General features: G+C 41.4%; 14 protein-coding genes. 7 read left to right on the forward strand and 7 right to left on the reverse strand.

Going from position 1 to position 14,572, the window contains the following annotated elements; genetic code table 11:
* The first annotated feature begins 229 nt into the window (after positions 1–229).
* The 3 genes from nth (at position 230) to E3D81_RS02445 (ending at position 3,444) form a co-directional block, all read left to right on the forward strand.
* Positions 230–892 (forward strand): endonuclease III, encoded by a 663-nt coding sequence (nth, locus tag E3D81_RS02435; protein ID WP_134776286.1) that lies wholly within the window; start codon positions 230–232, stop codon positions 890–892.
* A 142-nt stretch (positions 893–1,034) separates the two neighbouring features.
* Positions 1,035–2,060: a recombinase RecA gene (gene recA / locus E3D81_RS02440; protein ID WP_134776287.1), complete on the forward strand. Its 1,026-nt coding sequence runs from the start codon at positions 1,035–1,037 to the stop codon at positions 2,058–2,060.
* A 169-nt stretch (positions 2,061–2,229) separates the two neighbouring features.
* On the forward strand, positions 2,230–3,444 hold the full coding sequence (locus E3D81_RS02445) for a metallophosphoesterase family protein (protein ID WP_134776288.1): 1,215 nt from the start codon (positions 2,230–2,232) through the stop codon (positions 3,442–3,444).
* Positions 3,445–3,578: 134 nt separating this feature from the next.
* Here E3D81_RS02445 and E3D81_RS02450 read toward each other — a convergent pair whose 3' ends face one another.
* The 7 genes from E3D81_RS02450 to E3D81_RS02480 all read right to left on the reverse strand — a co-directional run bounded on the left by E3D81_RS02450 (position 3,579) and on the right by E3D81_RS02480 (position 10,051).
* Positions 3,579–4,274: an ABC transporter ATP-binding protein gene (locus E3D81_RS02450; RefSeq protein ID WP_134776289.1), complete on the reverse strand. Its 696-nt coding sequence runs from the start codon at positions 4,272–4,274 to the stop codon at positions 3,579–3,581.
* Between the two features lie 38 nt (positions 4,275–4,312).
* Entirely contained in the window at positions 4,313–5,791 is a 1,479-nt protein-coding gene (locus E3D81_RS02455) for a DUF5687 family protein (protein WP_134776290.1), read from the reverse strand.
* Positions 5,792–6,137: 346 nt separating this feature from the next.
* On the reverse strand, positions 6,138–7,772 hold the full coding sequence (gene pruA, locus E3D81_RS02460; protein ID WP_099365430.1) for an L-glutamate gamma-semialdehyde dehydrogenase: 1,635 nt from the start codon (positions 7,770–7,772) through the stop codon (positions 6,138–6,140).
* 537 nt (positions 7,773–8,309) lie between these two features.
* Positions 8,310–8,921, reverse strand: coding sequence for a superoxide dismutase (locus tag E3D81_RS02465; protein WP_099365431.1), 612 nt, complete (start codon positions 8,919–8,921; stop codon positions 8,310–8,312).
* Between the two features lie 92 nt (positions 8,922–9,013).
* A complete protein-coding gene (locus E3D81_RS02470; RefSeq protein ID WP_099365432.1) occupies positions 9,014–9,490 on the reverse strand; it encodes a nucleoside deaminase in 477 nt (158 codons plus the stop codon).
* On the reverse strand, positions 9,490–9,834 hold the full coding sequence (locus E3D81_RS02475; protein WP_134776291.1) for a tRNA-binding protein: 345 nt from the start codon (positions 9,832–9,834) through the stop codon (positions 9,490–9,492). The genes E3D81_RS02470 and E3D81_RS02475 overlap by 1 nt, the downstream gene beginning before the upstream one ends.
* 1 nt (position 9,835) lies before the next feature.
* A complete protein-coding gene (locus E3D81_RS02480) occupies positions 9,836–10,051 on the reverse strand; it encodes a hypothetical protein (RefSeq protein WP_099365434.1) in 216 nt (71 codons plus the stop codon).
* A gap of 72 nt (positions 10,052–10,123) precedes the next feature.
* Here E3D81_RS02480 and E3D81_RS02485 point away from each other — a divergent pair, with 72 nt between their 5' ends.
* The 4 genes from E3D81_RS02485 (at position 10,124) to E3D81_RS02500 (ending at position 14,485) form a co-directional block, all read left to right on the forward strand.
* Complete coding sequence (locus E3D81_RS02485) at positions 10,124–10,711, forward strand: porin family protein (protein WP_099365435.1); 588 nt, start codon at positions 10,124–10,126, stop codon at positions 10,709–10,711.
* Between the two features lie 197 nt (positions 10,712–10,908).
* A complete protein-coding gene (locus E3D81_RS02490; protein WP_099365436.1) occupies positions 10,909–11,688 on the forward strand; it encodes a succinate dehydrogenase cytochrome b subunit in 780 nt (259 codons plus the stop codon).
* Positions 11,689–11,738: 50 nt separating this feature from the next.
* On the forward strand, positions 11,739–13,673 hold the full coding sequence (locus tag E3D81_RS02495) for a fumarate reductase/succinate dehydrogenase flavoprotein subunit (RefSeq protein ID WP_134776292.1): 1,935 nt from the start codon (positions 11,739–11,741) through the stop codon (positions 13,671–13,673).
* Between the two features lie 38 nt (positions 13,674–13,711).
* Positions 13,712–14,485, forward strand: a complete 774-nt coding sequence (locus E3D81_RS02500; RefSeq protein ID WP_134776293.1) for a succinate dehydrogenase/fumarate reductase iron-sulfur subunit — start codon at positions 13,712–13,714, stop codon at positions 14,483–14,485.
* Positions 14,486–14,572 lie beyond the last annotated feature (87 nt).

Consider the following 14,572-nt stretch of genomic DNA (forward strand, 5'->3'; position numbering starts at 1 on the left):
TAAAACAAATGAATTAAACTACGAAGAACAATTCTCGAATACAGTAGAGAATAATGAAGTTGAAGTATCATTCGAGGATAAGATTAAAGGTTGCATTTCGCAACTATCAAAAAATCCAGAAGATAAAACAATAGCAAATATACTCAACTATTCAAAGTCACTTCGTAATTTATAAAACATAGCCACTCAGACAGCGGAGTGGCTATGTTCCTTTTTAGTATATTTGTACATGCTAAAAAAAGATAGATATAAGGCATTCGTCGAATACTTCTCTACCCATAATCCCGATGCACAGACTGAATTGAACTACGGCAACCCTTATGAGTTGTTGGTCGCTGTTATTCTCTCTGCACAATGTACGGATAAACGCATCAACCAAGTTACCCCTGCCCTTTTCGAACGCTTCCCTGAACCGGAATCTTTAGCCGCCAGTTCCGTGGAAGAGATTTTTTCCTATATCCGTTCCGTGAGCTATCCGAACAATAAAGCAAAGCATCTGTTGGGTATGGCTCAAAAACTGGTAGCAGAATTCGATTCTACCGTACCGGAGAAAATCGAAGATCTGGTCAAATTACCAGGAGTTGGTCGTAAAACGGCTAATGTCATATCTTCTGTGGTTTACCATAATCCGGCGATGGCGGTGGATACGCATGTATTCCGGGTCAGCAATCGTTTAGGACTGACCAGCCGGGCAACTACCCCATTGGCCGTCGAGAAACAACTCATCAAATACCTGCCGAAGGATACCATCGCTATTGCGCATCATTGGTTAATCCTGCATGGGCGATATATCTGCGTGGCCAGAAAGCCGAAATGCGAAATCTGTCCCATTACCTACTTCTGCAAATACTTTGAACAGAAATATAAGGCCAAACCGGTAGAAAAAACTTAACCTATATTTATCTTTAAACTAACTTTAACTGCTATTAAACATCTTATTTTTAAATAAATACAATATTTAAACTAATTTTTTTAGTAAATAATTTGCAGTTATCTAAACAATACGTTATTTTTGATCTTAATATACTAAAAATATGAGCAACTCAGACAAATTAAAAGCTTTACAGCTTACCTTAGATAAACTAGAGAAATCCTACGGAAAGGGAACCATCATGAAATTGGGAGATTCTGCCGTAGAACCGATCGAAGCTATTTCTACCGGTTCTTTGGGATTGGACATCGCCTTAGGTATTGGTGGAGTTCCAAAAGGTCGTATCATTGAAATATACGGTCCGGAATCCTCAGGTAAAACCACGTTAGCTACACATATTGTTGCTGAAGCTCAGAAAAAAGGGGGTATCGCTGCCATCATTGATGCGGAACATGCCTTTGATAAATACTATGCCCAAAAACTGGGGGTAGATATCGAGAACCTGTTGATCTCACAACCAGATAATGGTGAACAGGCATTGGAAATTGCCGATAACCTGATCCGTTCAGGAGCGATCGATGTGATCGTGATTGACTCCGTAGCCGCTTTGGTACCGAAGGGAGAGATCGAAGGCGAAATGGGAGAATCTAAAATGGGTCTTCAGGCGCGTTTGATGTCCCAAGCCTTACGTAAATTAACCGGAACGATTGCCAAAACAAACTGTTGTTGTATTTTCATCAACCAATTACGTGAAAAAATTGGGGTGATGTTCGGAAACCCGGAAACGACAACTGGTGGTAATGCATTGAAATTCTATGCTTCTGTACGTTTGGATATCCGCCGTACTTCGCAGATCAAAGATTCGGATGAGGTAGCAGGTAACCGCGTAAAAGTGAAGATCGTTAAAAATAAAGTTGCTCCTCCATTCCGAGTGGCAGAATTTGACATCATGTTCGGTGAAGGTATTTCCAAAGTTGGGGAGATCATCGATTTAGGTGTGGAATATAACATCATCAAGAAATCAGGCTCATGGTTCAGCTATGGGGACACCAAATTGGGACAAGGTCGTGACGCCGTGAAATCCCTGTTGTTTGATAATCCGGATTTGATGGATGAATTAGAGGCTAAGATCCGTGCAGAAGTTACTGGACAAGATCTTGACCAAGCCATCGCGAAAGAAGAAGAATAGTTAATAGAAGAAGAATAGTTTAACAAATACCCGAATGGGGCAAATGGGCAATCCGCAAACGATTGCCCATTTTTTATTCATCGCATTCTTGTTACAACCAAAACAGTTTCCTTATTTTTAAAAGGCTTAATTTTAAGGTATTAATTGATCATCAACCCATACTTAAATAATGAGCTTTAATAGAAGAAATTTCCTAAAAGGACTAGGCCTGATGGGCTTAAGTGCAAGCATCCCTGCGCATGCCAAGCAGGAAAACCATTCCACCAGTTTGTTGGAAAGTGCAGATCAAGCGCAAAGCTTTGATTTCGCAACAGCGCCCTACCTACAAAATCTGACTGACCGTGAAGTCAGCATCTGTTGTATTTTTAATAAACCTTGTATTGCCTGGGTGGAAGTGTTGGATAATAACAAGGCTATCGTCGAAACGATTTACCAGGTTGAAGATGGGATGCGGAATGCAAATACCGATCTCTTTAAGTTTCGGGTGAAACGGAATGGGCCAAGCTTGACCTATCGGGTAGCCGCTAAGGAAATCACCCGTTTTGAGGCGTATAAGATTGAGTATGGTCAGGCTATAAAATCCAAGGAGATCACGGCGAATCTGGCTTCCAGCCATCAGAATAGTGTTTACGCCTTGATTTTGAATGATATCCATGAGAATAGAAATTCTTATGGCGTATTGTATAAAAAAAGCAGACTTCCTAAAAAGGATTTGGTGTTTTTGAATGGCGATTCTTTCCATTATGTGAATAATCAGAAAGACCTAACGGATAAATTATTGAAACCGGTAAGTGCCGAATTTGCTGGGCAAACGCCGATGGTGATGGTACGGGGAAACCATGAAACCCGAGGAGCTTTTGCGAGGTCTTATAAGCCCTATTTTGATTATCCGGAGGGTAAGTTCTATCATGCATTTAAGATGGGACCGGTGTATTGGGTGGTATTGGATAGTGGCGAGGATAAACCGGATAGCCATGAGGTTTATGCTGGGACGGTGGATTACGACGGGTATAGATTGGAACAGAAGGCTTGGTTGGAAGGGGTATTGAAATCGAAGGAAAGGAAATCAGCGAGGCATACTATTGTGGTGACGCATATTCCTTTTCATCATTCGGATGAGTGGCATGGAACGAAGCATAATAAGGAATGTTTCCATGAGGTATTACAGAGGAATAAGGTGGATGCTGTTATTTCAGGACATACGCATAGGCATGGTTTTCATGAGCCGAATGCGGAGCATAATTATTATGTGATTATTGGTGGGGGTCCGAAGGAAGGTGAACGGACATTTATTGATGTGAGCGCGGAAGGGAAGATGTTGGAGGTGTCGTTGGTTAAGGAGACTGGGGAGGTGTTAGGGACTTTTGGCAAGGGGAAAGGTTAGGAACTTTTGGCAAGGGCAAGGTTTAGCGTCATTGGGAGGCACTTTTACGTCATTGCGAGGAACGAAACAATCTTTACACTAGGCGAAAGATTGCTTCGTCGTGCCTCCTCGCAATGACGCTGAGGCCAAAAACCTTACACCGAAAAATAACTCGTCAATTCTTCCAAAGTTTCCTTAGAAGTCACCAAATCCTTTTCCACCACGCCTTTATTCAACGCAATAATCCTATCCGAGATCTCCACCGTATGCGACAAATCATGACTCGAAATCAAGATCGTCAAATCCTTTTTCTCCATCAATCCCCTGATCATATTCTTCAACCTGAACTGCGAACTAGGATCCAGATTCGCAAAAGGCTCATCCAAGATCAACAGTTCCGGTTTCCCGATCAATGCCCCAACAATCCCCACCTTCTTCTGATTCCCTTTCGACAGATCCCGTATAAACTTCTTCTTCCCCAAGATCTCCCCATTGAAAAATTCCTCATATGTTCCTACCTGCGCATCCACATCCTGTTTCGACAAACCCTGCAGGTCCCCCAGAAAATAAAAATATTCCTCCGCAGTCAAATACCCGATCAGAAAACTCTCATCCACAAAACATCCCGTAAAATCCTTCCATCGCTCACTCTCATTCACCTTCACCCCATTGATACTCACCTCTCCAGTTGAAGGTTGAATTAGATCCAACATCAAACTGAACAAGGTTGTTTTCCCAGCCCCATTATTCCCTACCAATCCTACACTCTCCCCTTTTTTGATATCCAAGCTCTCTACGCCCAACACCCTAACCCCATTATATACTTTTGATAAATTTTCTATATGTATCATCTTTACAATCTTTAAAATCCAATATAATTATAAAACCATTAATCCTTTTGCGTGAAGCCTTCCAGCATCACATAACGCTTCTCCACGTACATCTCCGCGATCCCTTTGATGATGACTTTCCGCAACAACAAGCCGATCAATCCTAAAGCGATCAATACCAGGTTAGCCGTATTCTGATCCTTTAGGAAAGAAACGCCGAACCAAATTAAGGTTGGAGCCACTAACAAAGGAATCCCCACCAACCACTGGGCCGCTCCGATTCCCTGATAATTGAAGGCACTACCGGCCGACAGATCGATCCGCTTTTTATTATAAGCCCCAAAAAACAATATCACCGGAACATTAACGCCCACGTTATAAATCGCACATGCAAAATTGGTATATACTTTATCCCAACCAAAATATAGATAAGGTGTACTCAAGACCATCAAAATCAATGCTGAACCATACATCAAAACTGCTTTCGATTCCAAATATTTTTCCATAGTGATTGGTCTTGTTCTTAATAAAGGAAAATAGGAACTGTCCCAAGCCGGAATATACTGTCCGAAATTGATGATAAAGATCCCGGTGATCATCACCCCTACAAACACCATCATGTTGCCCCCATCAAACTTAGGATTGGTATAGAAGAACAAGCCATAGGCCAGAAAGGCCAGGCTCAACCATAGTGCAGATTTGGTTCGTTTATTTCTCCAGATCAGTTTGAGGTCCAGTTGCAGGAAGGGTGCAAGCGCACCAAACCTACTAGTCCAACTCAGATCTGAAGCCCCGGAAAACCCTTGTTTTTCTTCCATATACGCATCCAGGTAGAGATTTTCCTTCAGATCCTTATAGGTTACCCAATAGGAAACAACCGCCAATAAGACTGGGATCAGGCAAAGGATAGGATATTGGAGTATCAAATCGAAAAAGGAGCCAAATAAATTACTGATGGAATAAATGGCAAAATATTCGATCGCATACAGTCCAAGGCAGATGACAATAAATGGGATCAGGGCTTTCAGGTTATTGGAAAATCTTTTCTGAACCCAAAAGATAAAAAAGTTGGAAGAATAAACTATTCCTGCTACAGCAATCAACCAGGCCAGCATCTGCAGCAAGCTGATACTTTGCATGTGGTAACTGTAAATGGCAAAAGGCACAGCTGTCACCAAGGTCAGGAAATTATAGAAGGAATAGCTGGTTTTTGCCAACAGAAAATGCAGGATATTCTTGCGGGTTATCCTTTTGGTGAGTAAGGGTTTGATGTCCATGACCGGAAGATTCTGCAGGAGAAACCGCATCACAAACTCCCCCACAAACCACAGCAACAAAAAACCATTCACCATTTTAATAGGCTGCTCACCGGGGTAAACCTCCTCCATGATCGGATATAAAGCAATCCCCAACCCCAAAAAGCTGACAAGAAAATAAACAGCCAAGAAGCCCAAGAATATTTTTACCCCCAAACCTCTACCCAAATTGGCAGATCGAAAAAAGGATTTCCATTCTAACTTCAATAAACGAAAAAACATAAGCGTAGGTTATTTAGTCAATATTTTATTTAAGATAGTTATTTTAAAGAGTTAGTTCCTAATCTGGGACATATGTTACAAATAAACTTATTTAGTTCATGGTCTAAGTAGGGTAAAGGCGATATGTAAGTAGGATTTAAGTGTCTTTTAGCACTTACACCTCACTTACATCTCCCTTACACCTCACTATCAACTCGAAGCGATCTCGAAGACAATATTGGTAAATCTTTACCTATATCCAGCCGAATGAAAACAAAAAAATCCCGTTATGCTCGCACAACGGGATATACTTCAGGAAAATCCTTTTATAATTTCAGAATTACCTTTTTAAAAAGGTAATTCAGGATTAATCTTCCAATAAGAATGGGTAACGGTAATCCGTATCCGGATTGAATGTTTCTTTGATTGTTCTTGGAGAAACCCAACGTAATAGGTTGATCATGGAACCCGCTTTATCGTTTGTACCAGAACCTCTAGCACCACCGAATGGCTGCTGTCCTACTACTGCACCTGTACATTTATCATTGATGTAGAAGTTACCTGCTGCATTACGTAAATAATGAGTCGCTTCTTCAACTGCATAACGATCCTGCGCAATGATAGATCCTGTTAATGCATAGATCGAAGTAGTATCTACCAATTTCAAGGTATCTTCCCATTTTTTGTCATCATAAACGTAAATGGTCAATACTGGACCGAACAATTCTTCGCTCAATGTTTCGTAATCACCTTTTTTAGCGACAATAACCGTAGGGTTGATGAAGTATCCTTTAGATTTATCATAATCACCACCAATAACTACTTCCGCGTCTTTAGATTCTTTTGCACGGTCGATGTATTTTGTGATCTTATCAAACGCTTTCTCATCGATCACCGCATTGATGAAATTGCTGAAGTCTTCCGTTCCACCAATTCTGAAGGATTTGATGTCTCTTTCCATCATTTTCTTCAACTCTTTCCACAACGATTTCGGTACATAAGCACGAGAAGCCGCAGAACATTTTTGTCCTTGGTATTCAAAAGCACCACGAACCAATGCCGTGTTCAACACTTCGATATCCGCAGAAGGGTGAGCTAAGATAAAATCCTTACCACCTGTTTCACCAACAATACGTGGATAGGTTTTGTACAAGTGGATGTTCTCACCGATCGTTTTCCAAATGTCCTGGAATACGCCCGTAGAACCTGTAAAGTGGATACCAGCGAAATCAGGGTGTTTGAAGATTACATCTCCAGCATCCGGACCTGATACATAAACCAAGTTGATTACCCCATCAGGTACGCCCGCTTCTTTGAAGATCTGCATCAACACATTTGCCGAGTAGATCTGTGCATTGGATGGTTTCCAAACCACCACGTTACCCATCATCGCCGCACTAGTCGGTAAGTTACCTGCAATTGCAGTAAAGTTGAATGGCGTCAGCGCAAATACAAATCCTTCCAACGGACGTTGCTCTACCCTATTCCATACATTCTTCGGGCTGATCGGCGGTTGTTGCTGATAGATTTCCGACATGTATTTCACATTGAATCGCAAGAAATCAGCGATCTCACAGGCAGAGTCAATCTCCGCTTGGTAAGCGTTTTTAGATTGGCCTAACATCGTTGCCGCATTCAATTTGTAACGGTATTTGCTAGAGATCAATTCGGCAGCTTTCAAGAAGATCGCAGCACGTTGTTCCCATGGAAGGTTTTCCCAAGCCGATTTAGCAGCCAAAGCTGCATCAATTGCATCTTTTACATGCGCTTTTGTTCCTTGGTTATAATATCCCAACACATGTTTGTGATCGTGTGGAGGCGTTAATTTTACTTTTTTACTCGTAGTAACCTCTTCCGAACCAATATACATAGGTACATCAATTTCTGTTGCACGAGCGGCAGCGATAGCTTCTTTTAACAAGCTTCTTTCTTTACTTCCTGGAGCATAAGAATATACCGGCTCATTGGTTGGAGTAGGTACATTAAAGAATCCTTTTAACATAGTTCTATATCCTTTTTTATCTATTTATATTCTAAAAAAAATTTTTCGCACTAAGTTACGCATATTATCAGGCATTTATATAACATATTCGGACTTATCATTAACATATTTTAGCTAAAGAGGGCGGGATGAAAGCGCCCTCCTTAGCTAAAATATGTTAATGATAGATAATAGATGATAGATTTGAGATGATAGACCTTGGGTGTGTTAATAGGGTGAGGTAGTGGGGCGTGGTTGTGGAGCCGCGTCATTGCGAGGAACGAAGCAATCTTTCCGCATGTCATGCTGAGCGCAGTCGAAGCATCTACATTTGGTACCCGTTCAGATCCTTCGACGAAGATCAGGATGACAAAGTCCAAAGATTGCTTCGTCGTACCTCCTCGCAATGACGCAGTACCTCCTCGCAATGACGGGAAAGATGCAAAAAAAAAGCGGACAATATCTGTCCGCTTTACCATATCTATTAGCTAATGTCTATTATCTAATGTCTATCATCTAATATCTACGCAGCGAAGAAGTAATGCTGCGTGCGCAGCATTACTTCTTCGCTGCCGCGTAACGCTCTGCTACTGCATCCCAGTTCACAACATTGAAAATAGCATCAAGATAAGCTGGGCGTTTGTTCTGATATTTTAAGTAATAAGCATGTTCCCATACATCAATACCAAAGATTGGTGTACCTTGAACCTCTGCTACATCCATCAAAGGGTTATCTTGATTAGGCGTAGAAGTAACCGCTAATTTACCATCTTTACCAACGATCAACCAAGACCATCCAGAACCGAAACGGGTTGCACCAGCTTCTTGAAGTTTTTTCTTCAATTCATCAAATGAACCGAATGTTTCATTGATTGCATCGGCTAATTCACCAGTTGGTTCACCACCCGCGTTAGGACCTAAAACTGTCCAGAACAATTGGTGGTTAAAGTGACCACCACCGTTGTTACGAACAGCAGCTGGGTACTTAGAAATATTCGTGATGATATCCTCTAATGAAGCATTTTCCGCGTCTGTTCCTGCGATTGCTTTGTTTAAGTTATCTACGTATGCTTGGTGGTGACGGTCATGGTGAATTTCCATGGTTTCTGCGTCAATATGTGGTTCTAATGCGTTGTTAGCGTAGGGTAACGCTTCTAATTGAAATGCCATAATATTATTATTTTTGATGTTATTAATTTATGTACGAATATAACAATTAATGCCCGGTATAGTTTGCTTTCGGGCCTTAATTATTGGTCGATTCATCGTTTTTGACGAAAAAATGATGTCATCAATTCTGCACATTCTTTTTCCAGTACACCGGAAACAATGGTGGTCTTTGGATGGATGATTTTATCCTGAATAACGGAATACCCTCTTTTGATATCCTTGGCTCCATAGACAATTTTGCTGATCTGCGTCCAGTAACTGGCACCGGCACACATCACACAAGGTTCAATGGTGACATATAAGGTACAATCGCGCAGGTATTTTCCGCCCAGGAAATTGGCAGCAGCCGTAAAAGCCTGCATTTCGGCATGCGCCGTTACATCATTCAGTTTTTCGGTCAGGTTATATCCTTTACCAATGATCTTTCCATTGGCCACAACAATGGCACCTATTGGGATTTCATCCTCTTCGGCTGCCCGCTTGGCCAATTTTAGGGCTTCCATCATGTACTGTTCATCCACATTGGGAACAGCAGCTAAAGGATCATCTTCAAAATTATAGATCTTCATTATATTAATTTGGAGCCATTGGGAACAGGACGTTCGACAGTGGTTAGGATGATATCACCGTTTTCATCGGCAAAGCCGGTTACCAGGCATTCGGACATGAAGTTGGCAATTTGTTTCTTTGGAAAATTAACTACTGCCAGCACCTGTTTTCCAATCAGTTCTTCTTTGGAATAATGGGCAGTGATCTGCGCAGATGATTTCCTAATTCCGATTTCAGGCCCAAAATCTACCTCCAATTGGTAGGCTGGCTTTTTGGCTTTCGGAAAATCAAGGGCGCTCCTGATCGTTCCTACCCGTAAATCCACCTGTTCAAAATCCTCCCAGGAAATCAGTTTCTCCGACATCTTACAAGCGGTTGGAATCCAAGTCCACCATTTCTTTTGATAAGGTGAAAATGACGTAATCAATATTTCTATTAAGACGAACAGCCAGGCGTTTTAAAAGTTCATCCTCTTGACCATCCTGAAACTGCAGATCCTCTTCAGTTAAGGTATTATACTTTCTTTTTAATTTTAGTTTTAGAACTGGCCAATCTTTCGCCTGAATCTTGAAATTATACATGAGTTTAACGCTTATTTGATAAAATCTTACTACTTTAGTAATTGGAAATAGTAAATATATTAATTTTTTAATATGAAAAAAATCATACTAGGAGTTGCTGCATTGCTATTCTGTGTGCAGGCCAGTCAAGCTCAATTATTACCGAGCTTAAAGTTAGGTGTTAAAGGGGCATTGAATTTCTCAAGCCTAAAATCAGATGGAAAATGGTTAAACTCAGACACTAAGACCGGGTATCAGTTGGGTGTTTGGGGACGTGTTGGAGCAGCCGGATTCCATGTTCAACCGGAGCTGTATTATACCCAGAAAAAAGCAGGTTTTAAGGACCAAGAAAATAATGAAGAAGGGGAAGCTACATTAAAAAGCATGGATCTTCCGATTTTATTGGGAACCAAGATTGGATTAGGGCCTTTGGGCGTGCGTATTCAAGCTGGACCGGTATTTTCCTTTGCCCAAGATGGTAAAGTGGATTTCAACAGCGCAACAGATTTTGAGAACTACAAAAAATCTTCTACAGGAATCATCGGCGGTATTGGTGCAGATATCAAAAGCATCACGATCGACTTGCGTTATGAGCATGGATTGAACAACATCAGTCAAGAAAGCAATAGGAGCCAGAAGATCAGCATGTGGTCTATTGGTCTAGGATATTCCTTTTTATAGAAAAGGCTCAGGGCAGGTGTAGGCATAGCCCTTCATCACCTAAAAAAACAACAATGGCTAGATTTGTTATCAAATCTGGCCATTGTTGTTTATAAAACATTAGAACCATTCTAAATTAGTGGAAATTTGAACATAATTCCGTGTTATGTGTCACCAATTGAATAGATTTGCGAAACTAAATTAAATTCATAGTAATAATGAGTAAATCAAAGCCAGTATTAACATCTTCATTAGGGAAGAAACTAATCATGAGCTTGACAGGATTGTTCTTATGTACGTTCTTAATAGTCCATTTGATTGGTAACTTACAACTATTTAAAGATGACGGGGGATATGCGTTCAACAATTATGCATATTTCATGACCCACTTTACCCCAATTAAAGTAGTATCCTACTTACTTTACGCTTCTATTATCATCCACGCAGTTTATGCCTTGATCTTAACGCTTAAGAACAAGTCGGCACGTCCTATTGGTTACAACCAGTATGATGGCAAGGCAAATAGCGCTTGGAATTCTCGCAACATGGGAATCTTGGGTACTGTTCTATTAGTTTTCATTGTTACCCACATGCAAAACTTTTGGTACCAATACAAATTCGGTACGACTCCCTATGTGGAGTACCACACGGAATTGGCAACTGGAAACAGGGAGACCATCTTTGCTGAAAATGTACCTGCAGACTACACAGGTTATGTAACTTATGTAAACGATGGTATCGAAACGGTAAAATCTAAGGATCTTTACAAGCAGGTAGAAGTGACATTCCAGAACCCATTATTGGTAGGATTATATGTTTTAGGAATGGCAGCATTGTCTTTCCACTTGATCCATGGATTCCAATCGGCATTCCAAACGATCGGTTTCAACCATAGACGTTACAATGGAATCATCAGAGGCTTAGGCGTTTGGATCTTCGGTATCATCATCCCGATCCTATTCGCATCCATGCCATTGTATTTTTATTTTGTTAAATAGGTTATTTACAGATTCAGCTTTCGCGAGATCTACTAAATAAATAAGAGAATATGTTAGATTCAAAAGTACCTGCAGGCCCATTGGCCGAAAAATGGTCAAAACATAAATTTGATATGAAGCTGGTTAACCCGGCCAACAAACGTAAATTTACCATTATCGTTGTTGGTACCGGATTGGCTGGAGCTTCAGCTGCGGCTTCTTTAGCCGAACTAGGTTACAATGTAAAGACTTTCTGTTACCAAGATTCACCAAGACGTGCGCACTCTATTGCAGCGCAAGGTGGTATCAATGCAGCAAAAGATTACCAAAACGACGGTGACTCTGTTTTCCGTCTTTTCTACGATACGATCAAAGGTGGTGACTACCGTGCTCGTGAGGCAAACGTATACCGTTTGGCACAGGTATCTGTAAACATCATCGACCAATGTGTGGCTCAAGGTGTTCCTTTTGCCCGCGAATACGGAGGTTTATTGGATAACCGTTCCTTCGGTGGTGCGCAAGTATCCCGTACCTTCTACGCACGTGGTCAAACTGGACAACAATTATTGTTAGGCGCTTATTCTGCTTTGAACCGTCAGATCCAAAAAGGAAAAGTAGAATCCTACACACGCCATGAAATGTTGGACATCGTTAAAATCAATGGCGAAGCAAAAGGGATCATTACCCGTGACATGGTTACGGGAAAGATCGAATCCCATGCTGGACATGCGGTATTATTATGTACTGGTGGTTATGGAAACGTATTTTTCCTTTCAACCAATGCCATGGGCTGTAATGTTACAGCAGCTTGGAGAGCACACAAACGTGGTGCATTCTTCGCTAACCCATGTTATACACAAATCCACCCTACCTGTATCCCAGTAACGGGAGACCACCAATCAAAATTAACGTTGATGTCGGAGTCTCTACGTAACGACGGACGTGTATGGGTTCCAAAAACTATTGAACTTTCGGAAAAACTTCGCAAAGGCGAAATCAAACCTAAAGATATTAAAGAAGACGATCGCGATTACTTCTTGGAAAGAAAATACCCTTCCTTCGGTAACTTGGTACCACGTGACGTGGCATCTCGTAATGCGAAAGAAATGGTCGATGAAGGACGTGGTGTTGGTAAATCGGGTGTAGCGGTATTCTTGGATTTCGCGGATGCGATCAACCGTTTAGGTAAAGATACAGTAGAAGCGAAATATGGTAACTTGTTCGACATGTATTACCAAATCACCGACGAAAACCCTTATGAGCAACCAATGCGTATCTACCCTGCGGTACACTATACCATGGGCGGTGTTTGGGTTGACTATAACCTAATGACTACGGTTCCTGGTTTATACTGTTTGGGAGAAGCTAACTTCTCGGATCACGGCGCGAACCGCTTAGGTGCTTCGGCATTGATGCAAGGTCTTTCTGATGGTTACTTTGTAATCCCTTATACAGTTGGAGATTACTTAGCAAAAATCGGAAACTTCAATCCAGTTGACCACAATAATCCTGCTTTCGAGCAAACTCGTAAAGAGGTGGAGGATTATGTCAATAAACTATTATCCTTGAAGGGTAGTAAAACTGTAGATGATATCCACAAGAAATTAGGCCACATTATGTGGGAATACTGTGGAATGGCTCGTACAGCAGAAGGATTGACCAAAGCAAAAGGATTGATCCAGGAGCTACGCAAAGAGTTCTGGTCTGATGTATGTGTTCTTGGTAAGAACGAAGAGTTGAACATGTCCCTTGAAAAAGCGGGTCGTGTAGCTGACTTCTTGGAACTTGGAGAACTAATGGTTGTTGATGCCCTAGAACGTAATGAGTCTTGTGGTGGTCACTTCCGTTTGGAATCACAAACAGAAGACGGAGAGGCAAAACGTGACGATGAAAACTACGCATACGTAGCAGCTTGGGAATACAAAGGGGAAAACCAACCTGAAGTATTGCACAAGGAAGAGTTAGTATTCGAAAACGTTAAGTTAACACAAAGAAGTTATAAATAAGCGATAGGCGCGTCCTATTGTTACTCAATATTACAATTATGAGTGGACATTTAAATTTAACGCTAAAGATTTGGCGTCAAAAAAATACAAACGATAAAGGTCAATTCGTAACCGTTCAAGCGAAAGACATCGCAGATGATATGTCCTTCCTAGAAATGTTGGACGTGGTAAACGAAGATTTAACCCGCAAAGGCGAAGACCCTATATATTTCGACCACGACTGTCGCGAAGGTATCTGTGGAATGTGTTCCTTAGTGATCAACGGACGTCCGCATGGTCCTAAATACGGCATCACCACCTGTCAATTGCACATGCGTTCCTTCCATGATGGGCAAACTATCGTGATCGAGCCTTGGCGTGCAGCAGCTTTCCCAGTATTGAAAGATTTAGCGGTAGATAGAACATCATTTGACCGCATCCAACAAGCTGGTGGCTATGTAAACATCAATACTGGTGGTGCGCAAGATGCAAACAACATCCTAATTCCTAAACGTGTAGCAGACGAGGCTTTCGAATCGGCTACCTGTATCGGATGTGGTGCTTGTGTGGCGGCGTGTAAAAATGCTTCTGCGATGTTGTTCGTATCGGCAAAAATATCCCAATTCGCCTTGTTGCCACAAGGACAGACCGAACGTTATGAGCGTGCTCAGGCGATGGTTGACCAAATGGATGCTGAAGGCTTCGGTAACTGTACAAACACAGGAGCTTGTGAAGCGGAATGTCCAAAAGGTATCAAATTAACGAATATCGCAAGAATGAACCGTGAATACTTCACCGCGAAATTCTTCCGTCAAGAAGATGTTCACGCTTAGTTAAAACGGTACATCTTTATAAAGTCCTCGCAATAAATATTGCGAGGACTTTTTTATTAATTATATTTACGGTCAGATTATAGCTGA

The organism is Sphingobacterium sp. CZ-2 (assembly GCF_004526235.1).
GTDB lineage: Bacteria > Bacteroidota > Bacteroidia > Sphingobacteriales > Sphingobacteriaceae > Sphingobacterium > Sphingobacterium tenebrionis.